Annotated in this window: 23 protein-coding genes; 14 read left to right on the forward strand and 9 right to left on the reverse strand. The window is 48.9% G+C overall.

Going from position 1 to position 26,036, the window contains the following annotated elements; genetic code table 11:
- The first annotated feature begins 121 nt into the window (after positions 1-121).
- Complete coding sequence (locus tag SE18_RS06605) at positions 122-1,246, forward strand: trans-sulfuration enzyme family protein (protein WP_054533847.1); 1,125 nt, start codon at positions 122-124, stop codon at positions 1,244-1,246.
- Between the two features lie 255 nt (positions 1,247-1,501).
- Here SE18_RS06605 and SE18_RS26685 read toward each other — a convergent pair whose 3' ends face one another.
- Positions 1,502-4,135, reverse strand: coding sequence for a M16 family metallopeptidase (locus SE18_RS26685; RefSeq protein ID WP_160319475.1), 2,634 nt, complete (start codon positions 4,133-4,135; stop codon positions 1,502-1,504).
- Positions 4,136-4,386: 251 nt separating this feature from the next.
- Between SE18_RS26685 and SE18_RS06615 the strand changes: the two genes are divergently transcribed.
- Together SE18_RS06615 and SE18_RS06620 are read left to right on the forward strand one after the other, a co-directional pair.
- Positions 4,387-5,220: an STAS domain-containing protein gene (locus SE18_RS06615; protein ID WP_054533645.1), complete on the forward strand. Its 834-nt coding sequence runs from the start codon at positions 4,387-4,389 to the stop codon at positions 5,218-5,220.
- 134 nt (positions 5,221-5,354) lie between these two features.
- The gene (locus SE18_RS06620) at positions 5,355-6,530 is read left to right on the forward strand and encodes a MalY/PatB family protein (RefSeq protein ID WP_054533646.1); all 1,176 of its coding nucleotides are present in this window, start codon (positions 5,355-5,357) and stop codon (positions 6,528-6,530) included.
- An 89-nt stretch (positions 6,531-6,619) separates the two neighbouring features.
- Here the strand turns inward: SE18_RS06620 and SE18_RS06625 are convergent, their stop codons facing one another.
- From SE18_RS06625 to SE18_RS06635, 3 genes are all read right to left on the reverse strand, one after another.
- The gene (locus SE18_RS06625; protein WP_054533647.1) at positions 6,620-8,200 is read right to left on the reverse strand and encodes a M23 family metallopeptidase; all 1,581 of its coding nucleotides are present in this window, start codon (positions 8,198-8,200) and stop codon (positions 6,620-6,622) included.
- Between the two features lie 155 nt (positions 8,201-8,355).
- Positions 8,356-8,580 (reverse strand): response regulator transcription factor, encoded by a 225-nt coding sequence (locus SE18_RS06630; RefSeq protein ID WP_054533648.1) that lies wholly within the window; start codon positions 8,578-8,580, stop codon positions 8,356-8,358.
- A 256-nt stretch (positions 8,581-8,836) separates the two neighbouring features.
- Positions 8,837-9,058: a helix-turn-helix domain-containing protein gene (locus tag SE18_RS06635; protein WP_054533649.1), complete on the reverse strand. Its 222-nt coding sequence runs from the start codon at positions 9,056-9,058 to the stop codon at positions 8,837-8,839.
- Positions 9,059-9,259: 201 nt separating this feature from the next.
- Here SE18_RS06635 and SE18_RS06640 point away from each other — a divergent pair, with 201 nt between their 5' ends.
- The gene (locus SE18_RS06640) at positions 9,260-10,246 is read left to right on the forward strand and encodes a helix-turn-helix transcriptional regulator (RefSeq protein WP_054533650.1); all 987 of its coding nucleotides are present in this window, start codon (positions 9,260-9,262) and stop codon (positions 10,244-10,246) included.
- 222 nt (positions 10,247-10,468) lie between these two features.
- On the opposite strand, the gene SE18_RS06645 is transcribed toward SE18_RS06640, so the two are convergent.
- Positions 10,469-10,684 (reverse strand): response regulator transcription factor, encoded by a 216-nt coding sequence (locus tag SE18_RS06645; protein ID WP_054533651.1) that lies wholly within the window; start codon positions 10,682-10,684, stop codon positions 10,469-10,471.
- 125 nt (positions 10,685-10,809) lie between these two features.
- On the opposite strand from SE18_RS06645, the gene SE18_RS06650 reads away from it, so the two are divergent.
- Together SE18_RS06650 and SE18_RS06655 are read left to right on the forward strand one after the other, a co-directional pair.
- Complete coding sequence (locus SE18_RS06650; RefSeq protein WP_054533652.1) at positions 10,810-11,460, forward strand: FHA domain-containing protein; 651 nt, start codon at positions 10,810-10,812, stop codon at positions 11,458-11,460.
- An 11-nt stretch (positions 11,461-11,471) separates the two neighbouring features.
- Positions 11,472-13,208, forward strand: coding sequence for a serine/threonine protein kinase (locus SE18_RS06655; RefSeq protein WP_054533653.1), 1,737 nt, complete (start codon positions 11,472-11,474; stop codon positions 13,206-13,208).
- 322 nt (positions 13,209-13,530) lie between these two features.
- On the opposite strand, the gene SE18_RS06660 is transcribed toward SE18_RS06655, so the two are convergent.
- Entirely contained in the window at positions 13,531-14,541 is a 1,011-nt protein-coding gene (locus tag SE18_RS06660; protein WP_054533654.1) for a GNAT family N-acetyltransferase, read from the reverse strand.
- Positions 14,542-14,743: 202 nt separating this feature from the next.
- On the opposite strand from SE18_RS06660, the gene SE18_RS06665 reads away from it, so the two are divergent.
- From SE18_RS06665 to SE18_RS06690, 6 genes are all read left to right on the forward strand, one after another.
- Complete coding sequence (locus SE18_RS06665; RefSeq protein ID WP_054533655.1) at positions 14,744-16,222, forward strand: helix-turn-helix domain-containing protein; 1,479 nt, start codon at positions 14,744-14,746, stop codon at positions 16,220-16,222.
- 176 nt (positions 16,223-16,398) lie between these two features.
- Positions 16,399-17,043: a TetR/AcrR family transcriptional regulator gene (locus SE18_RS06670; protein WP_054533656.1), complete on the forward strand. Its 645-nt coding sequence runs from the start codon at positions 16,399-16,401 to the stop codon at positions 17,041-17,043.
- A gap of 12 nt (positions 17,044-17,055) precedes the next feature.
- Positions 17,056-18,738, forward strand: coding sequence for an MDR family MFS transporter (locus SE18_RS06675; protein WP_054533657.1), 1,683 nt, complete (start codon positions 17,056-17,058; stop codon positions 18,736-18,738).
- A 693-nt stretch (positions 18,739-19,431) separates the two neighbouring features.
- A complete protein-coding gene (aceB, locus tag SE18_RS06680) occupies positions 19,432-21,024 on the forward strand; it encodes a malate synthase A (RefSeq protein WP_054533658.1) in 1,593 nt (530 codons plus the stop codon).
- Between the two features lie 173 nt (positions 21,025-21,197).
- Positions 21,198-22,490, forward strand: coding sequence for an isocitrate lyase (aceA, locus tag SE18_RS06685; RefSeq protein WP_054533659.1), 1,293 nt, complete (start codon positions 21,198-21,200; stop codon positions 22,488-22,490).
- Positions 22,491-22,930: 440 nt separating this feature from the next.
- A complete protein-coding gene (locus tag SE18_RS06690; protein ID WP_054533660.1) occupies positions 22,931-23,443 on the forward strand; it encodes a shikimate kinase in 513 nt (170 codons plus the stop codon).
- Here the strand turns inward: SE18_RS06690 and SE18_RS06695 are convergent.
- Positions 23,415-23,906, reverse strand: coding sequence for a hypothetical protein (locus SE18_RS06695; protein ID WP_054533661.1), 492 nt, complete (start codon positions 23,904-23,906; stop codon positions 23,415-23,417). The genes SE18_RS06690 and SE18_RS06695 overlap by 29 nt on opposite strands.
- Before the next feature lie 79 nt (positions 23,907-23,985).
- Here SE18_RS06695 and SE18_RS06700 point away from each other — a divergent pair, with 79 nt between their 5' ends.
- Positions 23,986-24,297: a hypothetical protein gene (locus SE18_RS06700; protein ID WP_054533662.1), complete on the forward strand. Its 312-nt coding sequence runs from the start codon at positions 23,986-23,988 to the stop codon at positions 24,295-24,297.
- On the opposite strand, the gene SE18_RS06705 is transcribed toward SE18_RS06700, so the two are convergent.
- Positions 24,270-24,608: a hypothetical protein gene (locus tag SE18_RS06705; protein WP_054533663.1), complete on the reverse strand. Its 339-nt coding sequence runs from the start codon at positions 24,606-24,608 to the stop codon at positions 24,270-24,272. The two genes, SE18_RS06700 and SE18_RS06705, sit on opposite strands and share 28 nt — an antisense overlap.
- A 100-nt stretch (positions 24,609-24,708) precedes the next feature.
- Here SE18_RS06705 and SE18_RS06710 point away from each other — a divergent pair, with 100 nt between their 5' ends.
- Positions 24,709-25,005: a hypothetical protein gene (locus SE18_RS06710; RefSeq protein ID WP_054533664.1), complete on the forward strand. Its 297-nt coding sequence runs from the start codon at positions 24,709-24,711 to the stop codon at positions 25,003-25,005.
- Between the two features lie 81 nt (positions 25,006-25,086).
- On the opposite strand, the gene SE18_RS27115 is transcribed toward SE18_RS06710, so the two are convergent.
- Entirely contained in the window at positions 25,087-26,034 is a 948-nt protein-coding gene (locus SE18_RS27115) for a hypothetical protein (protein ID WP_152976567.1), read from the reverse strand.
- Positions 26,035-26,036 lie beyond the last annotated feature (2 nt).

Consider the following 26,036-nt stretch of genomic DNA (forward strand, 5'->3'; position numbering starts at 1 on the left):
AGTAATATAGATTTTATGCTTGTCAACTGATTAGGCGAGCAGTATTTTGAATCGCCAGCCATAATTTGCTATGATCAACCACGAGCTTCGGAGCGAATTGCTTGTTATTTGGGAGATCGCTATGACCCATTCATCAGACATCAAACCGGAATCGTGGTTAGTTTCAGCGGGTCGTGGTTCGCAGCCAGGTGATCCACTGAATGTGCCGCTGGTGCCGGCCTCGAACTTTCTGATTGGCAGTGGCCGTGAATATTCGCGCGATGATGGCACGCCAACGTGGGAGGCACTTGAAGCGCTGGTTGGTGGCTTAGAAGGCGGTAAAGCGCTGGCGTTTGCCTCAGGCATGGCGGCGATTGCGGCAGTGTTTGATCAGCTGGCGGTTGGCGCGCTGGTGGTGCTGCCCGATGATTGTTATCAAGGAGTTGCAGGGTTGGCCATAGCTGGAGCTGAGCGCGGACGTTGGACGTTGCAGCGTATTGGAGTTGATGATACTGCTGCATGGGTTGCTGCTTGTGCTACTGCCGATTTGATTTGGCTAGAATCGCCATCAAATCCATTGCTGACAGTTGCCGATTTAGCGGTTATTTGTGCAGCGCCGCGCAAAGCAAGCGCGATTGTTGCGGTCGACAATACTTTTGCGACTCCGCTCAACCAACAGCCGCTCAAATTTGGGGCAACTGTGGCCTTGCAATCAGCAACCAAATTTATTGGCGGGCACTCAGATTTGTTGGCGGGCGTTGCGACAACCAACGATCTTGGCTTCTGGCATGCGATTAAGAAATCGCGTGAACTAACTGGAGCCACACCCGGGACGCTTGAGGCTTATCTCGCGGTGCGTGGTGCGCGGACATTGGCAGTGCGGCTTCAGCGGGCGCAACAAAGTGCAATGCTACTAGCCGAGCGGCTTGAAGCGCATCCACATGTGATGCGCGTGCGCTATCCTGGCTTGGCCTCGCATCCAACTCATGCGACGGCGCAACGGGTGCTTAAAGGCTTTGGCACGATTATTTCATTTGATCTCGTGGGCGGAGCTGAGGTTGCTGATGCGGTTTGTCAGCATGTGCAATTAATTCAGCATGCAACTAGCCTTGGGGCGGTTGAATCGACGATGGAACGGCGCGCGGCAATTCCTGGGCAGGAGCATCTGCCGCCATCGTTATTGCGTTTGAGTGTTGGGATTGAGGATGGAGAAGATCTGTGGACTGATCTTGCAGCAGCGATCGAGGTTGCAACCAGCAAAATTTAAGCCTAGTGCGTGGCTTAATCTGTAATCGATGGCAGCTGAGAATTTGGTCGAATCGAGATTCACCAACTTTTCAGCGCTCCGTTGGTGGGAAATGTCTGGGGCTTTAATCTGTGCTTTAACAGGCATTGATCATCACCACCCTTCCGTCCCGCCTCAAGGCGGGAAACGCAGAGCGATCAAACTCTTGCGTTTCCCTTGATACCAATTGATGAATAGTTCTCTCAACCCTGACCCCTGAAAGCTGCCTCGTCGATTCTAGGCAGCTGGGCCAGCTACGCCAATCACATAGCGATCGGCGGAAAGCAAGCGTTTGGCAGCGGCGTGGATTTGCTCAAGCGTGACTGAGCCGATGATCTCGGGATAGCGTTGAACATAATCCAGCCCAAGCTTGAAGCGCTCAATATTCAAGAGCATGTTGGCGATACCGCTATTGGCTTCGAGGCTAATGCCCAACATCCCTGTGAGATAGGCAACCGAATCGCTGCGTTCGAGTTCGCTAATGCCTTCAGCCAGCAAACGATCGACTTCCTCTTGAATGGCGTTGAGGGCGCGATCAACGTTTTTGGCGTTGATGCCTGCATAAACAACCCATGCGCCAGCCCCAACATCTGCATCGATCCGACTAGTGGCGTAATAAGCCAAGCCTTGTTTGTCGCGCACATTCTCACCCAAACGGCCCATCAAGCCTAATTGGCCAAGCACCAAATTGGCCATCATGGCGGCGTAAAAATCGGGGTCGGTGCGAGCTAAACCAGGCACTGCCCAAACTAAATCGGATTGGGTTTTGCCTTCGACCACAATCTCGCGGCGCAAGACCTTCGGCGGTTGGGCTACTTCGGGCACATTGGTGGTTGGCGGCTCGCCGTGGCCTTGCCAATCGCCAAACCAGCGCTCGACTTCGGCCAAAATCGCCGTTTCATCAATATCGCCGACAATTGCAATTGTGGTTGCTGCTGGGTGATAGCGCTTGGCAAAGGCTGCCAAATCGGCGGTTGTAATCGCTGGCACCGTTTCGAGCGAGCCATTGGGCGACAAATAATACGGATGATCGTTTGGATACAGTTGTTCGCGGGCGGCTTTGGCTGCTTGCGACCGTGTATCTTGCTCGCTTTGGCGCAGCATGGTTGTAAATTGGGTGCGCAAGCGCTCAATTTCGCGTTCGGGGAAGGTTGGGTTGCGCAGCACATCAGCCAATAATTCCAAAATTAATGGTGCATCATCGCTCAAGGCTTTGCCACCAAACGAGGTGGTATGGCGGCCCGCGCTGGCGGCAATTGAGCAGCCGCGATCTTCAGTGATGTTGGTAATATCGTGGAAGCTGCGGGTGGTTGTGCCGCGATTGAGCGCCGAGGCGGTGAACACGGCCACGCCATTTAATGCTGCTGGCTCGTGCACTTGCCCAAGCGCAATTTCGCCTTGAATGCTCACGGTTGGACTATTGGGATTGCGCTGCAATAACACAACAATGCCATTGCTCAGCACATGGCGGGTTGCTTGCGAGCCATTATTGGTTGCGGCAGTTGCTTCGGCTTCAGCGGCTTTGGCATTATAAAAGCTCAGCGCTGGGTGAAATGTGCGGGCGGTCGGGGTAATTTGGCCACCGCCGCTGCTATTACTTGGGGTGAAAATCCCGACATTGCGCTTTTGCGGTGCAAGATATTTTTGGGCAACCCGTTGTACATCGGCAGCAGTAACTGCGGCAATTTCTTCCAACGAACTATCGGCGCGTTCGTAGCTATCGAGGGTTTGCCACATACCCAAAACCATCGCCTGATTGCTAATGCGTTCGAGGCTATAGGCTTGTTGGGCACGTACTTGGCGTTGGATTTTGTGCAATTCTTCAGTGCTAATTGGCGTTTGTTGCAGCTTTTCAATTTCGCTGTAGAGCGCTTGCTCAACTTGTTCGACTGTGCGATCTGGACGCACGGTTGCGCCAACTTCGAATAAAAAGGGATCGAGCGTGGCCATAAACGACGAATAGGCTCCGGTCGCCAATTCGCCCTCGACCAAGGCTCGATACAAGCGGGCTGAACGATTGGTTTGGGCGCCGCCACCAGTGAACGACGGCGATTTGCCGCCAGTCAACACTGCATCAAGCACGGTTAATGCGGCCCAATCGGGCGAGGTGGCTGCTGGTGCATGGAAAGCGACTTGAATCATTGAGTTGGGGCCGGGCCGTGAAACATGGACCCGCCGTTCGCCTTGTTGCTCTGGCTCTTCGCCGCGCACTTCGGGTAATGGCAAGCCTTGAGGAATCGGCCCATATAATTCTTCGATTTGCTTGAGCACTTCGTCGGTTTTGAAAGCACCGACAACGACCAGCACCGCATTATTGGGGGCATAAAAGGTCTTGTAGTGGGTGTAGAGATCTTCGCGGGTCATGGCCCGTAGGTCGCTCTTCCAGCCGATTACGCCATTGCGATAGGGGTGAACCTTGAAGGCGGTGGAGCGTAATTCTTCGTCGAGCCAAAAACTAGGGCTATTTTCGTTGCCCTCACGTTCGGAGATAATCACTGTGCGTTCAGAAGCGACCTCATCAGGATCAAACGATGAATTGACCATGCGATCAGCTTCGATTTGCAAGCCCAATTTTAGGCGATCGGCTGGCAGCGTTTCATAGTAGGCGGTGTAGTCGATCCAAGTAAAGCCGTTAAAGGTACCGCCATTACGGGCAATTGTCGCATCGAAGGCGCCTTTGGGCATTGAGGGCGTGCCTTTGAACAACATATGCTCGCACCAGTGCGAAATGCCCGAAATCCCCACCCGCTCGTTGCGCCCGCCAACTTTATACCAAATCCAGTTGGTGGCGATTGGCGCAGTATGCACCTCACGGGTAATTACGGTCAAGCCATTGGGCAGCCGATGAACATTGGTTGCAAGTGTCATCATCTGTCTCCTGCAAAAGAAACCTGTGAGTATTATAGAACCGAAAAGCTGGCGGCGCTGCTTACAAGCTATTAACATTCGCAGCGCCAAAATCCCACTTACAGGGGACAAAGTACGGGCGAATAAACAGGATTGCGAGGGCGATTATTCTAGGCTATGATGGATTTAGCCCTTATTGATCAACAAAATCATTCAGCGCCAATCTGATCAATGTCCCACGTGCGATCACTGGTGCGCCAGCAATGGAGCCTCCCATGCAAATCATCCTTGACCATGTGCAAGCGCACCTTGACCACTATATTAAAACCGCGACTGATCGCGTGTTCAATGCCAAAATTACGCTTTATCGTAGTTTTAGCTATGAGCAACTAGAAACCTCAATTCGCTATGCCTATATGGCGTTTGTGACTGATCTGAACAATGGCACGGTTGAAGCGATGCCCAATTTTCTGCTGCGCATTGGGCCACAGCGTGCCGAACAAGGCGCATCGGTCGAAGATATTTTGTTTGGCATCAATATGGGCGTCGAGGTGATTAGCAATGATTTGAACCAAACTTTTGAATCGAATCCCGTTGCCCTCTTGTGGTGGATGCAGCGGATGCATGCAATTATTTATACTGGCGCGATGAAACTTTCGGATACGATTCTCAAGACGCGCGAACAGCATATTCGTGATCAGGCCAGCCAAATTGCCGAAATCTCCACACCGATTATTCCGCTTTCGCAAGGGGTATTGGTGGTGCCCTTGATTGGTACGCTGGGTGAACAACGCGCCAGCCGCATTACCGAAGCGCTTTTAAATCGCATTAGCGAGGAGCAAGCCTCAACCGTGTTAATTGATGTAACTGGGGTTCCGGTGGTTGATACCCAAGTTGCCCATCATTTAATCCAATCGGCCCAAGCTGCCAAATTGGTTGGCGCCGAAGTATTGTTGGTAGGCATTCGGCCTGAGATGGCGCAAACGCTGGTGCAACTTGGGGTGAATTTGCAGGGTGTGCGCACCCAAGGCACGTTGCAAGCAGGCGTTGAATATGCCTTTGAGCGCCAGAAACAGCAAGCAGCCAAAGCCTATCGCCGCAATTTTTAATTGCTTTCTCGCCTGAAAGCGGCTGCAAATTGGTAGTACAATGACTGCCAACAGAACCGTTGGGCGGCTCAGCGCCGCATTGCTAAATGGTTCTCTTGCTGAAGAAGCTTGTTTGTGGCTGTGAGGAAGCATACATGATCAGTGCGGATTTTTTTGATCAGGTGATTGATCGAGTTAACACCAATTCAGTCAAGTGGGATATGCGCGAGGAATACCTTGGTGGCGCTGATGTGTTGCCATTGTGGGTTGCTGATATGGATTTTCGCTCGCCGCCAGCGGTTACAGCCGCCTTGATTGAGCGTGCTCAACATCCAATTTATGGCTATGCTGCTCGTCCTGAGCGCATGTTCAAGGCGATTCAACATTGGAATCAGACCCGCCATAACTGGGAAATTCCCCAAGAACAGATCGTCATTAATCCTGGAGTTGTGTTTGCGCTGAACGTGGCAGTGCGTGCTTTTACCCAAGCAGGCGATGGAATTGTAGTTCAGCCGCCAGTTTATGCCCCGTTTTATGGCGCGATTACTGATAATGGCCGGACGATTATTGAAAATCGGTTGCTTGAAGTTGATGGTCGCTACCAAATCGATTTTGCTGATCTCGATGCAAAACTAGCCCAAGCCAAAATGTTGGTCTTGTGCAGCCCGCACAATCCCGTTGGTCGGGTTTGGAACGCCGATGAACTGAATCGAATTGCTGATTTATGTTTGCAGCACAACGTTATGATTGTGAGCGATGACATTCACTGCGACCTAACGTTATTTGCCGAATTTACTCCGCTTGGCCGTTTGCGCCCCGATTTGGCTGACCTGCTGATTACCTTGGCTGCGCCCAGCAAAACCTTCAATTTGCCTGGCTTGACCACCTCGTATGGCGTGATTGCCAACGAAGAATTGCGTAAGCGCTATGAGGAAGAAAAAGGTCGTAGCGGCTATCACATTGGCACCGTCTTTGGCGATATTGGCCTGACCGTGGCCTACGAATCGGGCGCTGAATGGCTCGATGGGTTGCGTGAGTATCTACGCGAAAACTACCGCCTAATTGAACAAACCTTTGCTGATAATCCGTTGGTTCGGCTAACCCCGCTCGAAGGCACCTACTTGGCATGGCTCGATGTTCGGGCAACTGGCTGGAGCGAAGACGAGTTGACCGAGCGTTTTCGTACTCAGGCCAAAGTTGGGCCAGAAAAAGGTGGCTTGTATGGCGAGGCTGGCCTTGGCTTCTGGCGAGTCAATTTTGCCACGCCGCGTTCAGTGCTCGCCGAAGGCTTGCGGCGCATGCAATTGGCATTAGCAGAACAAAGAGCATAGAACAGAGAACAGAGAGGCTGAGGATGTGAAGAAATTTGAAAGCAGCACGCGATTTGAGTGATCGCGTGCTGCTTCGATAGATTGATGTTCTAAGGAATTACGCCAATTTCGCTTTGAGGATCGGTATCCCAATTACCTACAATTGGATAATTCCCTGGATCGCCATACATAAACGAGAGATCGGCCCAACCACCGTTGAACTTGTTGGAGAGATGCCACTTATTGCCGCGCACAACGCCAGGCGTGTCATCGCCATCGCCATCCCAATCGCCAACGATGAATGTATCCCCAAGCTCACCAAACCCAAGGGAAATATCGGCCCAACCACCATTCAGATTGTTGGAAAGATACCAAGTTATACCACGCACAACACCAGGGGTATCATCGCCATCGCCATCCCAATCGCCAACAACCGGAATATCGCCAGGCTCGCCAAAACCGAGGGAGAGATCGGCCCAGCCGCCATTGAGGCTATTTGAGAGATACCATGTTGTGCCTCGGAAAAGGCCAGGGGTATCTTTGCCATCGCCGTTCCAATCGCCAACGACCGGAATATCGCCCAGCGAGCCGTACTCAAAGCTGATTGTAGAGGGTTCGCCATAGCTATTTGAGAGATACCACATTGTGCCGCGCACAACGCCAGGGGTGTCATCGCCATCACCATCCCAATCGCCAACGATTGGAATATCATTGGGCTGGCCATAATGGAAAGAAAAGTCAGCATTACCACTTGATAAGCTATTGCGTAGATGCCATTTGGTTTGATGTTGCGGCCCACTAGTATTAACCCACACCGAGCCTGATTCATAGCCTTCTAAGACCGTAGTTCCACCAGTCGTAGAAACAGCACGAGCCTGAATTTGATAGCGGCTAGCAGTAATCCGTGATGTATCCCATGCAAAGCTCCAACCAAAGTTGCCACCTTGATCACTACGATATTCACCATAGTTGGCATTGCCAAGTTTGATGTAATTTTGATAACTTGGGATATACATCCAAATTTCAACCCGATCGATTGCGCCACCAGGCGTAGGCTGATAGCCATTCGATTGAAATGATCGGGTAACTTTTGCCCAACCACGAATTGTTGTAACGCCCGTTACCATACTATTAGAGGCTGGACTTTCGATTCTGCCCATGTCAGGATAGGTTGGCATCCACAGATTTGTTGTATCAGGATTGATGCCAGTATTGCCTTGATAGACCCAAAAATGCAGATGATTGCCTGTTGCACAACCACTATTGCCACTATTGCCAATGACTTCACCTGCAAAAATTTGATCGCCTGCTTTCCATTGTTGACCTGTACGCGGATTTGTGCCGAATGAGCCAAGATGCAGATAGCCTGTAGCATAACTATTTTGGTGATCAATTCGAAATTCGCGCTCAAAACTACCGTTAAACGAAACCCCGCTCCCGCAATTTCGTGGTGGATTTGTGCCTACTCGATTAACCACTCCATCACCAGCGGCTACAATTGGACTTGTTCCAGTTGGGAAATCTACCGCATAGCCATTGTGATAGCCCTGACTGCGATTATAAACCGTCCATGAAGGGTTGCGCAGAAACTTTTGATTTGGGGCGGCTTGACTGACGCTTGGTTGCCCAATGATGATTAAACTCAAGCCTAACCAAAGAACTAGCAATGAAGCTACTCGTTTGTAGTGCATAATCCCACTCCTTCACTAATTGAATGCAGTAATTTTTGATGAACCTTGAATTTCAACCACACTCCTTTTACAAAATTTAAACATTTGAGTTGAGCAGAGTATAACGATCGCGGTATAATTGCGCTGCTAGGATCTCCTAGTAATTAAGGGTTATGCTAGGCATCCCTAGCATGCTGCGTGGGTTCAAGCGCAAGATAGGCTAACGTGGCACTGACCCGATTATCAACATTGAGTTTGGTGTAGATGCGGTGGAGGCTGGTTTCAATCGTGCCTTCGGTGGTGTGCAACAGGTGGGCAATCGCTTTGTTGGTTTTGCCTTGAATCAGAATTTGCATAATCCGCTGCTCGTTAACCGTAAGTTGAACTGTTTGCTTGCTCATCGATGCTCCTTTGGCGTAATGATGCCTAACTCAAGCTTGAATCGATGCTCATGGATGCAGGCATGGCTATGCTGGCTGCAAACCGCCTGCCATCCATGAACAATGGTTTACCCAATCTAGCTGGATAGTTTGAGCGTTCTGCAAGCGGCAAAAACGCATGAGGAACCTGTTGCAAGCATTGCTCTCTCGTTGTGAAACATTGAATTATGGGTTAGCACGATAATACCCAATCGTCTAGGAAAACACATCGCTATATTTAGCGATTTTTGCCCTGCGCCGCCGGTTTGAGCGCTTGCAGATTGCGGGCGGCATAGACTGCTTGTTGGCGCGATTTAACCCCAAGTTTGCTCGCGCTATTGCGCAGATGGGTGCGCACAGTCCAAATCGAAATATCCAAACGTTGGGCAATTTCTGCATCACTACAGCCTTGGTCAACCAATTCCAACACATCACATTCACGCGCACTCAGGCTATTCATACGGCACAGGCTCCTTGCTTCAATTAAGCATGAATTTGCGATTCACGCTGTTTAGTTGGTCTGAATTCCGTATGCTGCGCAGCACAAGAACTTGATGCAGCTACTCTACCAAGCTGCTGCACGTTGCAGTTATGTTTTTTTAGCACTCGCAAACCAATTGCAGCTTTGAACAGCCAATCGGGTGGATTTTCAGGGGGAATAATGGATTATCGCTATCAAGCCTATACTTTTGCCGAATTGTTACGCATCTTTTTTGAACGCAGCCGTAGCGAGATACTCAATCAAAATAGTTTGGCCCAAACAGTTGGCGTGTCGGTGCCAACCCTCAGTAATTGGTTCACTGGCAAACATACGCCGCGCTTCAAAGATCAGGTCTTGCGTTTAGCCACTGCCTTGGGCTTGACGGCACTAGAGGCCGATTTGCTGCTGTGTTCGGTCAAAGAAGCATGGAACACCTATAACACGCCGCATGATGTTTTGCAGAAATATGCGATTGTGCGCTATCGCGAGGAGTTGGTTTCGCGGGTCGATGGAGTTGCGGAGCTGGATGTTTCGCTGGCGACGGTGCAATCAACATGGCAACTTATGATTCACGATACGTTTGTTTCAAATAGCCAGCATTGGGGCTTGGGCTATAAAGATGATGGGGTTTGTCGCGTTGAACGAACGATGATCAACGGTAATTATCAACTAACCTTACATAATCGTTTTCATAATGATGTTTTTATTGGTGGCGATTCTCACTGTTTTGCGCCACCAAGCTATTACCTGAGCGTCTATGCTCAACGAGTCGCAGGCGGCAGCGAAAACGATGGTTTTGCGCTTATTTTTGAAGAAATTAGCGATGCCAGCCACGCAATTTTTCGCATTCGCGACCAACTGCAAATTGCGTCGGTGATTAGCACGCGCAACGGTGGCGACTATTTTCAGATTCACCTTGATCGCACGAATGCCCCAATGATCCGTCCAGCTGAGTTTAATCAATTGGGCTTGTTGGTTGTTGGGCGCAAACATCGGTTTTTTATCAATAATGTTTGGGTTGGTTCGGCAGAAATTGAGCGTTTGCCGCAGGCGCGGCTTGATCTTGGAATTATTAGCCAATCGCCAACTCCGGTTATTTGCCGTTTCCAAGATTTTCGGCTCTATACGCCCCCAAATAGCTTCGCAGCCGACGAACATTCCGATTAGTCAGCAACAAATGTCGCTTTAAATTGCGCCAACAAGTTATTAAACAAGCTCAGGGTATCGGCCCAAATCGATGCTGCTTCAGGCCGATACCCTGAGCTTTGATCACAATCTGCGAGTTGCTGAAGCCTGAACATGGCTGCTTGCTAGCGTAGTTGGCAGTGAGCAACATGTATGGATTGCGGTATAATTGCGCTGCTAGGATTTCCTAGCATGTTGGTAGTCCTAGCGTTGATGAGTAGGTTCAAGCGCAAGATAGGCCAGCGTCGCACTGACGCGATTATCAACGTTGAGTTTGGCATAAATCCGATGCAGGCTACTTTCAATCGTGCCTTCAGTCGTTTGCAACAGGTGCGCGATTGCTTTGTTGGTTTTGCCTTGAATTAGAATCTGCATAATGCGCTGTTCGCTGGCGGTCAGTTGGGTTGCTGGCTTGGGCATAGATACTCCGTTTGGCTTGATTGCTTTGATGCTGCTCATCCTACCCAACAGGCGCGCAAAGATCTATTTAGATCGCCTTTAATCAAGCTAAAACTTTTTTGACTATCTGCCGAGGTATCTCGTCGATGACAATCACTAGATTGGCCTTGGCCAAACTCCTTGCAACTGATAGTGCGATTACTCCGCAAAGTTGTTTTCTTTTTGATCAACCGTGCACAATTGGCCGTATGGTTGATAATACGGTGCATATTGATAAACGCAACGTTTCGCGCTATCATGCCGAAATTTATTTTGCTGCTGAGCACTTTTGGTTGCTTGATCGGGCAAGTCGCAATGGAACCTTTGTTAATGATTATAAGATTGAGCCAAATCAGCCCTATCGATTAAATAATAACGATAGCATTGGCTTTGGTACTAATCGGCGCTTATTAGTATTTATGTGTGATAATGCAACCACTGAGATAGAAGCCCAAACTGAATATACATTATTATTCGAAGAGCAACAGTTGCAGTTTTACCTTAATCAAACGCCTGTGCCAATTCGGGCTGGAACAATGAAATTTAAATTACTCAAACATCTCTATGATCAACGGGGTCGAATTTGTTCACTTGAAGCATGTGTCCGCGCCTACCAAGCCCCAGATTATCGCTACCAACCAAGCTTGGATCACCCCAATTTGCATACCCATATGAGCCAATTACGCATGCTGTTGGCTGATATTTATCCAGGCGAAATAATTGTGACCTATCCCAACCTTGGCTATAAGTTACTGTGAGTGGTGATCTGATGCATGAATTCAAGATCTTTGCCCAAGGCAGTTTGATTCAGCAGCGCTATGAGGTGCACGAAATTATCGGGCGCGGCGGCTCAGGAATCGTCTATAAAGCGCTTGATACAACTATTCGGCGCTGGGTGGCGATTAAGCAAATTGTGCATGAGGAAGCAAATTATGCGCGCTTTATTCCTGAAGCTCGGATTTTAGGCGGGCTTAATCATGCTGGTTTGCCGCAAGTCTTTGATTGTTTCGTTGAACAAGCAATGTTCTTTGTGGTGATGGAATTAATCGCAGGCGATACCCTCGCAGACCTTGTTACCCGTCAAGCTGCGCCGCTCAGCCTAGAGCAGGCCTTGGAATGGATCAACGCTTTGGGTGGGGTTATCGAATATTTACATCAGCAAACGCCGCCGATTATCCATCGCGATATCAAACCGCAAAATATTAAAATTACCGCTCGCGGCAATTTGGTGCTGTTGGATTTTGGGTTGGCCCAAGGTTCATCCCAAGTTACGGCCAATTCGACAATTGATGAGGGTATCAACGGATTTAGCCCCAATTATGCGGCCTTGGAGCAGCGCAATGGCAACCCAGTCGATCAGCGCAGTGATTTGTATGCTTTGGCGGCAACCTTCTATTATGGCTTGACTGGGGTTGCGCCAGCCGATTCATTGGAGCGGGCGGTTGCAGTTGCGGCGGGCATGGCTGATCCCTTGATTCCATTAGCAACCCATCAGCCGACGATTCCTAGCCACATTGACCATGCCTTTGCCCAAGCCTTGGCCTTAAATCCAGCGCTCCGCCCAGCCTCGATTGGCGATTTTAAACGCCAATTAGTGGCTTCGCCACTGGTTGTGCCACGGCAACGGCGCTGGCCTGTTCGGCTGGGATTGAGTTTTATGCTGCTGATTGGCTTGCTGATTATTGCCTATACAATCATTGATCTGAATCGGATTGCTTCAGATCAATCAACTGAGTTGGCTCAAGCACTCCCATCGACTCCAAGACCTGCGGCTGCGCTTGATCAGGATGCGCCAACGCCAACCATCCCAAAGCCAACAATTTTGCCAGCGAGCCAATTGGTTGATCCTACGATTTTGCAAACCCAAGCTGCCCAATTACGGGCTGAAGCTGCCCAGTGGACGCAGATTTTTTCTGATACGTTTGAGCTGAATCGCAATAACTGGTCCTTGACACCCACAATTGACGATTATGCCAATAGCACCCTCTCATTGCAAGCTGGCAAGCTTATTTTTGATGTAACCTCAAATACGCCAAGCGGCGCAATTGCTTGGAATTTGCAGCCAACGATGCCGTATGTTGAAGATTTTGCGCTGTCGGTTGATATTACCTGTGTTGTTTGCGAGCCTTCAACCGAGCCAGGCTTGGTTTTTCGCAAAAGTGGCTTGCTCAACGCTGAAACCTATTATTTTCTTTTGTATGGTTTTGATCAACGGGTACGAATTATTAAGCAAGTGCCCTACGCTGCCTTGCGGGTTGGTTGGGATATGGCTCCAAGCATCGATCAGCGCAAGAATATGACCCATCATGTAGAGTTGATTGTCAAAGGCGATCAGATGGCGGTCTTTATCAACGATCGCTATGCGCTCAAGGTCGAAGATAGCACCTACGCATCGGGCTATCCGCATCTTGCGGTGTATGTTGAGGGCGCAACGACCGAGCAAGTAAGCTTCGATAACCTCTATTTAGCTGTGCCGCCGGATCACGTTAATCGTACCAAACGCTAAAGCGCAAAAAAAGCTGCTTGGCACAGATTTGGGTTGCTGTGCCAAGCGCTTTGTATTCTTCGTATAAGTTCTATGTTCTTTGTTTTATCTGTAATGGTTCATCACATTAACCACCATCGTTCTTTTCCACCCTTCCGTCCCGCCAGCGGGAGACGCAGGGGGCTTTAATCCCCCTGCACCCCCGCAAGGACCATTCGTGACCGAACCGCATCTGTTGATGACCCTGCGGATGGCTGGTGTTCCGTCGCAACCAACCCTTGGGATAGGGTTGCGATGCGGAAATGCTGCGGTTGCTACCTCAATGAACCAGTACATTTATCGTCTAGATTAACGGCTTACGATAGGTGGTTGAGGTATATTCAACCTCAAAACCACATTGCTGATAGACGCGCAGTGCCCCAGTTGGGTTCTCGCTATCAACGCCTAAGGCCGCCTCGGTCATACCCATCTCGCGGAAGATCGCTAAACTACGGTTGATCAAGCCTGAAGCAACCCCTTGTTTGCGCCATGGTCGACGCACGCTGATGCCTTCGGTATAGCCACGCTTGAGGTTATACTCGCTATTTTCGTTATGATCAATATAGTTGAGCACCATGCCCACCACTTCAGCGCCTTGCCATGCCACTTGCCAAAGCTCTGGCTGGAAGAATGGCGATTGAACCCAGCGTTGAAAATCGGCTTCGGTTGGCTCAGAATAGCCCCAGTGGTCGCGGAAGGCTTCGGCATCTGCTGCCCAAATTTGACGATAAACTTCAGGCGGGCTTGGGCGAGTTTCGATCCCTGCTGGTAGCTCTTGGCTGCCAATTGGCTGGCTCAAATCGCGTTTCATGCTAAAACCTTGTCGAGCTGGCTCATAGCCAAATTCTTGATAAAGCTTGGCACTATAGGGGTTGCGATCAAAGCCATAGGTTTGGAAAAAGGGCGTGTTGCTGGTGGGGTTCTCTGCATGAATTTCGCGTAAACGCTGCTCTTGATACGGCAAAATTGCGTGACCAATCCCGCGATTGAGCCATTCTGGTCGAATATGCGCGATTGCGCGTAAAATCCGATTGCCAGCAGTTTCATCGTACCAACGACTAAATGCATAGCCAATTGGTTGCTGATCAACTTCGATAATCACCAGATCTTTATACAAATCGGTGTTGGGGGTGTTGCGATATTGGCGTTGAATATCTTTAGTCGTTGTAATATTGCGTTCGGCTAGGGCTTTTGAGGCGGCAGTGAAAATCTCAGCCATCGCGACAAAGTCTGTGTCATCGCGAAAGAAACGTACTTGAAAGCCATCGATTTGGGGTGGATTACTCAGTTGAATTGCTGCTTGTTGCTCAGGCATAATTCTAAGGTTGCTCCTGCTTAAGTTGGTATTGCTGCTGCAAGTATCGTTTGCTGGTCATGCTTTGCCATCAGCCTTAGGCCGATTCAGGCTCTCCGCCTTGCGACTGAGAATAATTAAGCCAGTCGATTCTGATGGTATAGTTAAGCGAGAGTGTTTGCCTCACGCTATGTTCAGAGACTTTGCAGCATGAAGGAATCGAATGAGTACTGATGTTATTAATTTAATTTTTGGCATGAAACTGCGTCAAGCCCGCCTCGAAGCCAATTTAAGTCTGACCGAATTTGCTGCACGAGCCGAGTTATCGCCATCGTATGTGACCGAGATGGAGAAGGGACGCAAATATCCCAAGCCCGATAAAATTGTTAAAATGGCCCATGTGTTGGGCAAAGCCTACGATGAATTAGTCTCGATCAAGCTGAATCCTGCGTTGGCCTACCTCGAAAATATGCTTTCATCGCCGTTGTTGCGCCATTTTCCCTTCGAGGAATTTGAGCTAGATCCCAATGAATTGGTCGGCTTATTTACCAAAGCGCCTGATAAAGCGAGTGCCTTGTTGCACGCAATTTGGGAGATTGCGCGCCAATACGATATGAAGGATGAGCATTTCTTTCGGGCAGCGCTACGCTCGTATCAAGAAATTCATGACAATTATTTTCCCGAAATCGAAGAAGAGGCCGAAGCGTTTGCTGCCAAATATCAACTTAATCTGTTTCCGGTGCGCATTGAGCAGCTTAAGCAGATTTTGCAACAGCAATTTGGCTATCGGGTTGATGAAACCAGCTTGGCTGATCACGAGCTACTTTCGCATTATCGTGCTGTCTATATCGACACGCCGCGCAAAACCTTGCTGATCAACCCAAATCTCTATGAGTTGCAGCGCAAATTTATTTTGGCGCGCGAGCTTGGCTATGCTGCCTTGGGCTTGAACGAGCGCTCAGTAACCTCAACGCCTGATCAAGTCTTGTCGTTTCGCCAAGTTTCTAACGATTTTAAAGCCTCATATTTTGGCGGAGCCTTATTGATGCCCCGTCAGCCGATGATCGCCGATATTTCGACCTTGTTCAATCAAACCACATGGAGCGCTGAGCCGCTGCTGGCGATGCTCAATCACTATGATGTAACGCCAGAAATGTTGCTCTATCGGTTTAGCGAAGTGATTCCAGCGGCCTTTGGCATTTCGCTGCACTTTTTGCGCTTTCACAACGTTGATGGCTCATACAAACTGATCAAGCGGATCAACATGAATCGTTTGTTGTTGCCAAGTGGAATCGGTTTACATGAACACTATTGTCGACGCTGGCTGGCCTCGCGCCTGCTGATTAACTTAGCTGAGCAGAGTGGGCCACAGCATCAGCCGTTGGTCGATGTGCAAATTTCGCAGTTTTTAGAAAGCCAAGATCGCTTTTTGGATATTGGGTTTGCGCGGCCATTGGTGCTTACGCCAACCGTCGGCAGCAGCGTGGTAGTTGGTTTTCGCTTCACGCCTGAGTTATCGAAGGTGATTAAATTTGGCGATGATCCAGCAATTCATCGTACAGTAATTCATGAAACCTGTCAGCGCTGCCCAATTGACGATTGTGCGGTGCGGAAATCGGTTCCAACTGTGCTGTGGGGCGAGCAACTGCGCGATCGGCGCAACGCCGCGATTGCTGAGATTCGGCGGACTTTATTGCCATAATGGCATTAATCCTCAAGCAATCGCCGACAGCGCCAGCCCTTGGCGCTGTTCGTATTTAACCCTAAGTCCTAGGACTTATGACCGAGTTGACATCGAATAGTGCTAGGGTTATTATTTGACTTGTCAGTCATAATTTATTTGATGGTCAAATAATGGCTGAGCGTAAGGAATTGAGCATGCCAAGCCTTGAGAAACCAACTAAGCCTGCCGTGTCGTTGAAAGAGCGCCAACGCGAGGAACGGGCGCGCCTGATTTTAGAGGCAGCCCAAACGATTTTGTTGGAGCGTGGCTATCACGAAACCTCGATTGACGATATTGCGAGCCAAGTTGGCATTGCCAAAGGCACGGTCTATTTACACTTTCCCAGCAAAGAAGATTTGATGATTGCCTTGGTGGAAGGGCAATTACAAAACTTTGTGCAGGTGATCGAAGAAGTGGCTGCGAGCACCTGCAGCGCTCGCGAACGCTTGGAAGCGATTTTGCGTCGTACCTACGATCCAAGCGAAGCGCGGCGCATGCAGATTTTTCTCGAAGTGTTTGGTAGTGCTGATATGCGTTCGCGCTTTGCTGAAAAACACGAACGTACCCAGCCAATTATCGATCACGCCCGCACGTTGCTACGGGCAATTATCGAACAAGGCAAAGCTCAGGGGGAATTTGATCAGCACATCTCAACCAAAGTGATGATTGTGATGTATCTCAATTTGCTTTCACCTCGCAACTATCATCATCTGACAACTGATCAAACAGTGGCGTTTGAAGAGTTGCTGCCTCAAATAATTCAAATTTTCTTCCATGGGATTTCACGGAAGCAAGCTTAAGAAAGGCGCGGAATGGAAACGGCAATTAAGCAAACGGCTTCAGCTGCCGAATTTGAACAGCCACGCTATACCAAGCGCGAAACCTTGCTCACAATGTTGAGCGTGCTCTTGGTGATGCTGTTGGCCTCACTTGATCAAACAATTGTTGGTACGGCGATGCCCAAAGTCATCACCGAATTGCACGGCTTTGATCGCTATACCTGGGTTACGACGGCCTATCTGTTGGCTTCGACGGTAATGGTGCCAATTTATGGCAAGCTTTCGGATATGTTTGGACGTAAGCCGCTCTTTATCTTTGGCTTAATTGTCTTCTTAATTGGCTCTGGCTTGTGTGGCGCTGCCCAAAGCATGAACCAATTGATTATTTTTCGTGGCTTGCAAGGCTTAGGCGCAGCCGCCTTGATGCCGATTGCCTTGGCGATTGTGGGCGATTTGTTCACGCCGCGCGAACGCGCTCGCTGGCAAGGCATCACTGGTGGGGTTTTTGGGATTTCGGCCATCCTTGGGCCAACCGCTGGCGGCTGGTTGACCGAACACGTCTCATGGCGCTGGATTTTCTACGTCAACTTGCCATTGGGGATTATCGCGCTCTTGACCTTGATTTTCTTGATGCCAACCCTTGGCCGTAAAGCCCAACGGGTTAAAATCGACTATATCGGCTCGATTTTGCTGGTTGTTGGGACGGTTCCGCTGTTACTGGGCTTCACTTGGGCTGGCTCGAAATATGCTTGGCTTTCGGCTCAAGTCTTGGGGATGTTTGGCTTATCGATTGTGTTTTTGGGAGCATTTATTGCCTATGAAGCATGGCTCGAACGCAATAATGGTCAGCCAATTATCGAGCCAAGTTTGTTCAAAAACAGCATTTTCCGTATTTCGGTGCTGATTACGATCATCTCGAATATGGCCCTGTTTGGTAATATTTTCTTCTTGCCCTTGTTTGTTCAAGGGGTTATTGGCACCTCGATTACCAATAGTGGCTTGATTATGACCCCATTGATGCTGACCGCGATTATTTGTAGCGTGGTGGCGGGCCAAATCGTGGCCGCAACTGGCAAATACAAAATTATTGCAATCGTTGGCATGGCGATTAGCGTGTTGGGTGGTTTCTTGCTGCTCCAACTCGATTTGAATTCGACCAATACTAACGTGGCGATTGATATGGTTGTGTTGGGCTTGGGTATGGGCGCTGGGATGTCACTATATACCTTGATTACCCAAAATGCCTTGCCAAACAAGATTGGCCAAGCAACTTCAGCCTTGACCTTCTTCCGCTCGATTGGCAGCACAATTGCCTTGGCAGCAATGGGTTCGGTGATGAACTCGGCCTATTTGCCAGCCTTCAAGGCCGCGATTCCCGCCGAAGTTGCCCAAAATGTGCCAGCCGAAAGCTTGGCAGCCTTCAACAACCCACAAATTTTGCTTTCGCCCGAAACCCAATCGCTGATTCAGGCTCAGTTTGCTCAAGGCGGCGAGCAAGGCCAAGCGCTCTACAACACCTTGTTGGGCGCGGTCAAATATGGCTTGGTTGATGGCATTCACCATGTGTTTATTTTCAGCTTTGGGATCACGGTTTTGGGCTTTGTAGTCGTCTTCTTCCTCAAAGAAATCGAGTTGCGCGGCGGACGCAAAAAAGCTGGCGCGCAAGTCGAGCAAGATGGCGAAGCCGGCGCTGCTGGCATGGCGGCGTTTCACTAGAAGAACAAAGAACATAGAGCATAGGGATCGGGGATCGGTTATTGGGGATCGGGCTAGTTGTAGCTCGATCCTCTTTTTTTAAGGATGAATGATGAATTATGAGGGATGAAAATTAGAAGGCAAAAATCAGAAGTCAGAAAGCAAAAGCCCATAGCCACCTCACCTTAGTACTCTTCCTGTCCTTCATAGATCACATTTTTAACGCAGAGGCGCAGAGATTTAAGAAGGATGAATTATGAGGGATGAAGGGCAGAAAGCAAAAGTCAAAAGTCAAAAGCCTAATCCTACTGATCAAATCAATCATGTGGTAAAACAGTCTTCGCGCTCTTCGCGTGCTTCGCGGTTTTAACTGCGTGTCCTTCGTGGATCACATTTTTAACGCAGAGGCGCAGAGAAAAGAAGGATGCGGGATGAGGCATACGCTATTCGTGTAATTCGTGTAATTCGTGGCTAAAAATAATCTGTGGCAATCTGTGGCTAAAACAGCCTTCGTGTTCCTTCGTGTACTTCGTGGATTAAAAATATACAAAATTATCTGCTAGCGAATATTCGCTTGACACGATAGCGACATTGTGATATTCTTCATTCAGTGAATATTCGCTAGATAGTAATAATTATCTAGTAAGCATATTTTTACCAAAATCCATGCACCAATCCAACGTCGATGGTGACGCACCGGAAAGGAACGACCGCATGACTGATCGGCAACATGGCGTGAAAATCAACGCCCCCATCACCCCCGCTGCGGCGGAATTGTTGACGGAACCAGCTCTCCACTTTTTAGCTGCTTTGCATCGCACTTTTGACCAAACTCGCCGCGACTTATTGCACGGACGAGTGGAACGTCAAAGTCGGCTTGATGCAGGCGAACGCCCTGATTTTCTCGCTGAAACTGCCAATATTCGTGCTAGCGACTGGCAAATTGCCCCAATTCCTGATGAAATTCGCAATCGGCGGGTTGAAATCACTGGGCCAATCGATCGCAAAATGATCATCAATGCGCTCAACTCTGGAGCCAACGTCTTCATGGCCGACTGTGAAGATGCCACCACTCCAAGCTGGGATAACTTGGTCAGCGGTCAATTAAATTTGCGCGATGCAGTCAACCGCACGATTAGCTTCACCAACGAAGCTGGCAAAGCCTATCGCTTAAACGACCATGTTGCGGTGTTGTTTGTGCGGCCTCGCGGCTGGCACTTGCTCGAAAAGCATGTCACCGTTGATGGCGAACCAATCGCTGGCGGTTTGTTCGATTTTGGCTTGTATTTATTCCACAACGCCAAAACCTTGCTTGCGCGCGGTTCTGCTCCCTACTTCTATCTGCCAAAACTCGAAAGCCATCGCGAAGCTCGTTTGTGGAATGATGTTTTCGTCTTTGCCCAAAAGCAACTTGGCCTGCCCCATGGCTCGATCAAAGCAACTGTCTTGATTGAAACAATTTTGGCGGCTTTCGAGATGGACGAAATTCTCTACGAATTGCGTGACCACTCGGCTGGCCTCAACTGTGGTCGCTGGGATTATATCTTCAGTTGCATCAAAAAATTTGCCAAACTTGAGCATTTTGTGCTGGCTGATCGGGCTTTCGTAACCATGACCTCGCGCTTTATGCGCTCATACTCGTTGCTGGCGATCAAAACCTGCCATCGGCGTGGTGCGCATGCGATGGGCGGTATGGCAGCCCAGATTCCGATTAAGCACGATGCCCAAGCCAATGCCGAAGCGCTCGCCAAAGTCCAAGCAGATAAAGAGCGCGAAGCCCGCGATGGCCACGACGGTACATGGGTCGCCCACCCAGGCTTAGTTCCCTTGGCCAAGGCCGCCTTTGATGCCTTGATGCCTGAAGCTAACCAAATTGGCAAGCAACTCGATGTCGAAATTACCGCCGATGATCTGTTGCGTTTCGAGCCATCAGCGCCAATTACCGAGCAAGGCTTGCGCAAAAATATCAGCGTTGGCATCCAATATATCGAGGCTTGGCTTGGTGGCTTAGGCTGCGTGCCGCTCTACAACTTGATGGAAGATGCAGCAACCGCCGAAATCTCGCGGGCGCAAGTTTGGCAATGGGTGCATCAGCCGAATGGCATCACCGAAGATTTTCGCAAAATCACCCTCGATTGGGTGCGCGAGTTGGTTGTGGAAGAATTAGCCACAATTGAACAAGAAGTTGGTGCAGAACGCTATCACAATGGTCATTATGTCCGCGCTAGCCAATTGTTTGATCAACTGGTTGCCAACCCAACCTTTACCGAATTTCTCACCCTTCCCGCTTACGAACAAATCGATTAAGTGCATTCATTGGCAGCGTGCAGGCGCTAGCATCAAACAATAATGACTAAAACCTGCAATGCTGTGTCGGGATAGATTTGATTTTCACTCGTTACCTTGGCGACGTTGCCCTAGCGCTTTGGCGATTGTAACGAGCTACATGCCACCATTTTACTTTGACAAAGGAGTCAGCCATGAACACCACGAACGGTATCTCAACAACAGAACTGGAACGGGGTTGGGCAACGGACGCACGTTGGCAGGGGATTCAGCGCGATTACACAGCAGAAGATGTTGTGCGTTTGCGCGGTTCAGTCATTATTGAGCAAACCTTGGCTCGCATGGGTGCTGAACGCTTGTGGGATCTATTACACAGCGAAGATTACGTGCATGCGTTGGGTGCGCTGACTGGCAATCAAGCAATGCAAATGGTTAAAGCAGGCTTGAAAGCAATTTACTTGAGTGGCTGGCAGGTTGCCGCCGATGCCAATATGGCAGGCCAAATGTATCCCGATCAAAGCTTGTATCCCGCCAACAGCGTGCCCCAAGTGGTCAAACGGATCAACCAAACATTGCAACGCTGCGACCAAATTTATCATTCGGAAGCAAAAGATGGCACCTACTGGTTTGCGCCAATCGTTGCCGATGCCGAAGCTGGTTTTGGTGGCCCATTGAATGCCTTCGAAATGATGAAAGCCATGATCGAAGCAGGCGCAGCAGGCGTGCACTTCGAAGATCAATTGTCATCGGAAAAGAAATGTGGTCACTTGGGCGGCAAAGTACTTATCCCAACCAGCCACTTTATTCGCACGCTGCAAGCTGCTCGTTTGGCTGCCGACGTGATGGACGTACCAACCTTGGTCGTCGCCCGTACCGATGCCAATGGTGCATATCTTTTGACCAGCGACGTTGATCCTCGTGACCGCGAGTTTTGTACCGGCGAACGTACCTCAGAAGGCTTCTTCTGTATTCGCGGTGGGATCGATTCAGCAATTGCCCGTGGCTTGGCCTATGCGCCATATGCCGACCTGATCTGGTGTGAAACCTCAACCCCAGATTTGGAAGAAGCACGGAAATTTGCTGAAGCGATCCATGCTCAATATCCAGGCAAATTGTTGGCCTACAACTGCTCGCCATCGTTCAACTGGAAGCGCAACTTGGATGATGCCACGATTGCTAAATTCCAAAGCGAACTTGGCGCGATGGGCTACAAATTTCAATTCATCACCTTGGCTGGCTTCCACGCTTTGAATTACAGCATGTTCGATTTGGCATCTGGCTATCGCGACCAAGGCATGAGCGCCTATGTTCAATTGCAAGAAGCTGAGTTCAACCGCGAAAGCGAAGGCTACACCGCCGTCAAGCATCAACGCGAAGTTGGCACTGGCTACTTCGATTTGGTTGCCCAAGCAGTTTCAGGTGGCATGTCGTCGACCACCGCTTTGAGCGGCTCGACCGAGCACGAGCAATTTGTTGGAGCCCATTAGAAAGGATGAAGGATGAAGAGTAGGATTAAGGGGTAGAAACAGAACATAGAACATAGAGCATAGAACATAAGGAACGGCAGAAGTCAGAAATCAAAAGGCAAAAGTAGGCTTTAGAGGTCAGTTTGGCTATTGGCTGAGGGCTATTGGCTATCGTAATATTGGATGGTATCTCAATAATTTGCTTGCCTATAGCCAAAAGCCTATAGCCCATAGCCAATTTCCCTTCGTGCTCTTCGTGTTCTTCGTGGTTTCAACATCCTAAATCCTACTTGATCTGCGACTATTGCAAAGCCAGTGAGCCGGTTTTGCGATGGTAAAAAATACCCTGCATTGCTCGCACCGCGCTGATCCCTCCATGAGATCGCGGTGCGAGTTTTTTTGGTTTAAAACCCCTTGCTTGGCGTATAATACAGCCTCGCTTGTGTTTTGGAGATTTGGCAATGGCGCAGCATCGCAATGTGATTTTAATTGGTATGCCTGGATCGGGCAAAAGTACGCTCGGTATTTTATTGGCCAAAGCCTTGGTCTTTGATTTTATCGATACCGATGTGGTGATTCAAACCCGTCAGCATGGTCGCTTGATTGACATTCTCGAACGGCTGGGCGCTGAGCAATTTTGTGCCGTCGAAAACCAATATTGCGCCGAGCTAGAGCTTGATAGCTATGTCGTTGCCACTGGCGGCAGTGTGATTTATAGCCCCGATGCAATGGCCAATTTCCAGCGGCTTGGCACAATTGTCTATCTTGCGATTGAATTTGCTGAACTGTTGCCGCGGATCAGCGATATGGATTCGCGGGGAATTGTGATGCAGCCAGGCCAAACATTTGCCGATTTATATGCCGAGCGCGTGCCGCTGTACCAACAATTTGCCGATATTACGGTGCAGTGCACTGGCGACGATCACGAGCATACGGTCAACCAAATTATGGCGGCGTTAGCTGCACATACTTAATTTGGCTATGATCAACCATGAGCGTGCCATCAGCGGCGAAAAAACGCTCGCCACTGTCAGCCGGGATCGACAGCAAATCAATTGGCGCTGAGCGTTTAATCGTGCTGGTTAATTCGGCAATTACTTGGGTTAATGGTTCTAGGTTGCTGGCCCATTTGGCAAATACAAAATGGGTTTGGCGATAGCGTTTGAGCAACGTTTCCAATTTATCCATGCCCACGTGGCCAGCCTCGCCCCAAAACAGCGGCGATCCTTGGCTATCGAGGGCAATTACATCGGGCTTATAGCGCAGGCCAATCGGGGTTTCAACCCGGGCCTCTGGATAAGTGGGCAAATATAACGCCCAAATTAATGCCTTCATCATCACATGTTCGCTCGATTCAACTGGGCGTTTAATCATCACCACCTGCGAACCATGGGCCTTGAATGTCCATTTACGGCGCAAAAATAGCTCATTGCTCATGCTGAAACTCCCCATGCATCCTAGCGTATAGCTTTAGGATATGTATTCTACGGATTGAGAGTTTGAAAGGATTGTTGTTATGGATTCGATGTTGCCGTTTTTAGTATTTGTCGGTTTGGTTGGGCTGATTATCGCTTGGCACGTCTTTGAACATAAACGCTCTGTTCAGTTGATTCAGCAATGGGCTGCTAGCAATGGCTATCAGATTCTCGAGCTTGAACAACGCTGGTTGCGGCGCGGCCCTTTCTTTTGGCGCTCTAGTAAATATCATACCGTGTTCTATGTTGATGTGATTGATGCTCAAGGCGCGACGCAAGCGGTATGGATTCGCTGTGGTGGCTGGTTTAGCGGGCTTTTCTCCGATCAGCTGACAGTCCGATTTGATTCATAAGCTTGAAACCAATCCCAATAAGGTGTGTTTTTGATCAAGCGCCGATTATAATCAGGTGCTTGGTCGTTCCACCAAACTGGGCCGCGTTCGCCAAGCGCCACTTTACAGCGCTGAACCTCGGCGCGAGCAGCGCGTTCGGCCTCTTGGTTTTGTTGGCGCTTGGCTTGGCCAACGGCGCGGCGAGCGTTCATTAATTGATTAACCAAACGTTGGCGTTCTGCGGGATCTAAGTTTGGGTTGCTACAACGCCATAAACGTTGCTTGACCACAAAATAGCGTCCATCGGGAGTTGTTGGATAGTGTTTTGACATAGCTGCTCCTTGCAGTTGTATACCAAAAATGATGCCAGCGCAACGTTTATCCCGCTCAATGCGTAGCATATGCAGGGTTGTTTTGAAAGAAGGGATTTGTATGATTGGGTATGTATTGGTTACTTTAGCAGTTGTGAGTGGCGCATTTTTGCTTGGACGCTATCAAATTCTCAAGCGCAACGAACATATTGAAGCTTGGGCTTTGCAGCAACGCTATAATATTCTCGAAATCAAACGCCCATGGCTGAGTCTTGGGCCATTTCTCTGGCGCACCGCCGAAAATGATCAGGTTTATAAAGTTGAATTACGTGATCAAGCTGGCGAAAATATCAGTGGCTGGTTGCGCTATCGCGGTTTTTTATTTGGCAATTATGAAATTGATTTGGAATTTGAGTAGTTTTCTAAAATACAAAATTGAGAATCGTAAGCGGCATGGCGAAAATAGGCAGCTATACCGCTTACTTTTTAGGCAAATTAATTAGGTAGCAGTTGGCAGATGTTTACCAATATAGCCAATAATAATTTTATGCCGTGCTCCATCAGGAAAAAAATGAATTCTAATAGCATCATAGAGCTTGCTATGCCATGTAAATAAGCGATATTCATCATCCGCACACTTATAGGTTCGCTCTTTGGCATATAGATTAATAGTTGCTTCGCTCTCAGGGCTACAAACTAAATTTAATGCATTTTTATTAAATGCCCCTGTTTGCCAGCTTGCGGCATAGGCTTGAAATTGGAATAAATGACGTTTAATATGTGTCCAATGTTGGTCATTTGCTTCCAATTGTTTTAGCGCATCTAGTGCTGTTTCTGTCCACTCTAAATCAGGGAATAACTCACTACGCCGTTCATACGCATCACGCCCATCACGAACTGAACGTTTATTAATTTCCTCGATTAGCGGTTTATTTTGTTGGATATGCTTGGGATTGCTATGATGAAGCACATCATGGTGCTTTTCAGATAATTCACCAGAATCATCGAGAAAAAATTCTTCAATTGTTAATTGATTGTTATCCCAATCAGAATGGCTTGCTAAACTTATCGCAATACCATCAAGTATGACAGCCATACCTAAACCAAGGGCAGTTTGCTGCTTAAACATAAATTCAGAAGTATGTTGTTTATGAGTCAGGCTAGCTTCTTGAGGATGATCTTGTAGGTACGGTATTTTTGTGTTCATTCTTCTAAGATAATCACTATAGTTTTTATAACGACCTTTCATCTCAGGATCTTTGAGTAGATCAATAAGATAATAATTTGGAGCAAATTCTATTTCATAAAGCGGTCTGTGTTGACGAACTGTATTACCTATGCCAGCTGCTCTAATTGTATCAATAAGTTGGATTAGTAATTGTTTAACTTGATATTGATCCGCAGCGATGGTGATTGAACGATCATTTAATACGATATCAATTCCCATGG

Source organism: Herpetosiphon geysericola (genome assembly GCF_001306135.1).
Lineage (GTDB): Bacteria > Chloroflexota > Chloroflexia > Chloroflexales > Herpetosiphonaceae > Herpetosiphon > Herpetosiphon geysericola.

Coding starts and splice junctions, on each gene's coding strand:
- SE18_RS06605 (WP_054533847.1), top strand. CDS start 122: ATGACCCATTCATCAGACATCAAACCGGAATCGTGGTTAGTTTCAGCG.
- SE18_RS26685 (WP_160319475.1), bottom strand. CDS start 4,135: ATGATGACACTTGCAACCAATGTTCATCGGCTGCCCAATGGCTTGACC.
- SE18_RS06615 (WP_054533645.1), top strand. CDS start 4,387: ATGCAAATCATCCTTGACCATGTGCAAGCGCACCTTGACCACTATATT.
- SE18_RS06620 (WP_054533646.1), top strand. CDS start 5,355: ATGATCAGTGCGGATTTTTTTGATCAGGTGATTGATCGAGTTAACACC.
- SE18_RS06625 (WP_054533647.1), bottom strand. CDS start 8,200: ATGCACTACAAACGAGTAGCTTCATTGCTAGTTCTTTGGTTAGGCTTG.
- SE18_RS06630 (WP_054533648.1), bottom strand. CDS start 8,580: ATGAGCAAGCAAACAGTTCAACTTACGGTTAACGAGCAGCGGATTATG.
- SE18_RS06635 (WP_054533649.1), bottom strand. CDS start 9,058: ATGAATAGCCTGAGTGCGCGTGAATGTGATGTGTTGGAATTGGTTGAC.
- SE18_RS06640 (WP_054533650.1), top strand. CDS start 9,260: ATGGATTATCGCTATCAAGCCTATACTTTTGCCGAATTGTTACGCATC.
- SE18_RS06645 (WP_054533651.1), bottom strand. CDS start 10,684: ATGCCCAAGCCAGCAACCCAACTGACCGCCAGCGAACAGCGCATTATG.
- SE18_RS06650 (WP_054533652.1), top strand. CDS start 10,810: ATGACAATCACTAGATTGGCCTTGGCCAAACTCCTTGCAACTGATAGT.
- SE18_RS06655 (WP_054533653.1), top strand. CDS start 11,472: ATGCATGAATTCAAGATCTTTGCCCAAGGCAGTTTGATTCAGCAGCGC.
- SE18_RS06660 (WP_054533654.1), bottom strand. CDS start 14,541: ATGCCTGAGCAACAAGCAGCAATTCAACTGAGTAATCCACCCCAAATC.
- SE18_RS06665 (WP_054533655.1), top strand. CDS start 14,744: ATGAGTACTGATGTTATTAATTTAATTTTTGGCATGAAACTGCGTCAA.
- SE18_RS06670 (WP_054533656.1), top strand. CDS start 16,399: ATGCCAAGCCTTGAGAAACCAACTAAGCCTGCCGTGTCGTTGAAAGAG.
- SE18_RS06675 (WP_054533657.1), top strand. CDS start 17,056: ATGGAAACGGCAATTAAGCAAACGGCTTCAGCTGCCGAATTTGAACAG.
- aceB (WP_054533658.1), top strand. CDS start 19,432: ATGACTGATCGGCAACATGGCGTGAAAATCAACGCCCCCATCACCCCC.
- aceA (WP_054533659.1), top strand. CDS start 21,198: ATGAACACCACGAACGGTATCTCAACAACAGAACTGGAACGGGGTTGG.
- SE18_RS06690 (WP_054533660.1), top strand. CDS start 22,931: ATGGCGCAGCATCGCAATGTGATTTTAATTGGTATGCCTGGATCGGGC.
- SE18_RS06695 (WP_054533661.1), bottom strand. CDS start 23,906: ATGAGCAATGAGCTATTTTTGCGCCGTAAATGGACATTCAAGGCCCAT.
- SE18_RS06700 (WP_054533662.1), top strand. CDS start 23,986: ATGGATTCGATGTTGCCGTTTTTAGTATTTGTCGGTTTGGTTGGGCTG.
- SE18_RS06705 (WP_054533663.1), bottom strand. CDS start 24,608: ATGTCAAAACACTATCCAACAACTCCCGATGGACGCTATTTTGTGGTC.
- SE18_RS06710 (WP_054533664.1), top strand. CDS start 24,709: ATGATTGGGTATGTATTGGTTACTTTAGCAGTTGTGAGTGGCGCATTT.
- SE18_RS27115 (WP_152976567.1), bottom strand. CDS start 26,034: ATGGGAATTGATATCGTATTAAATGATCGTTCAATCACCATCGCTGCG.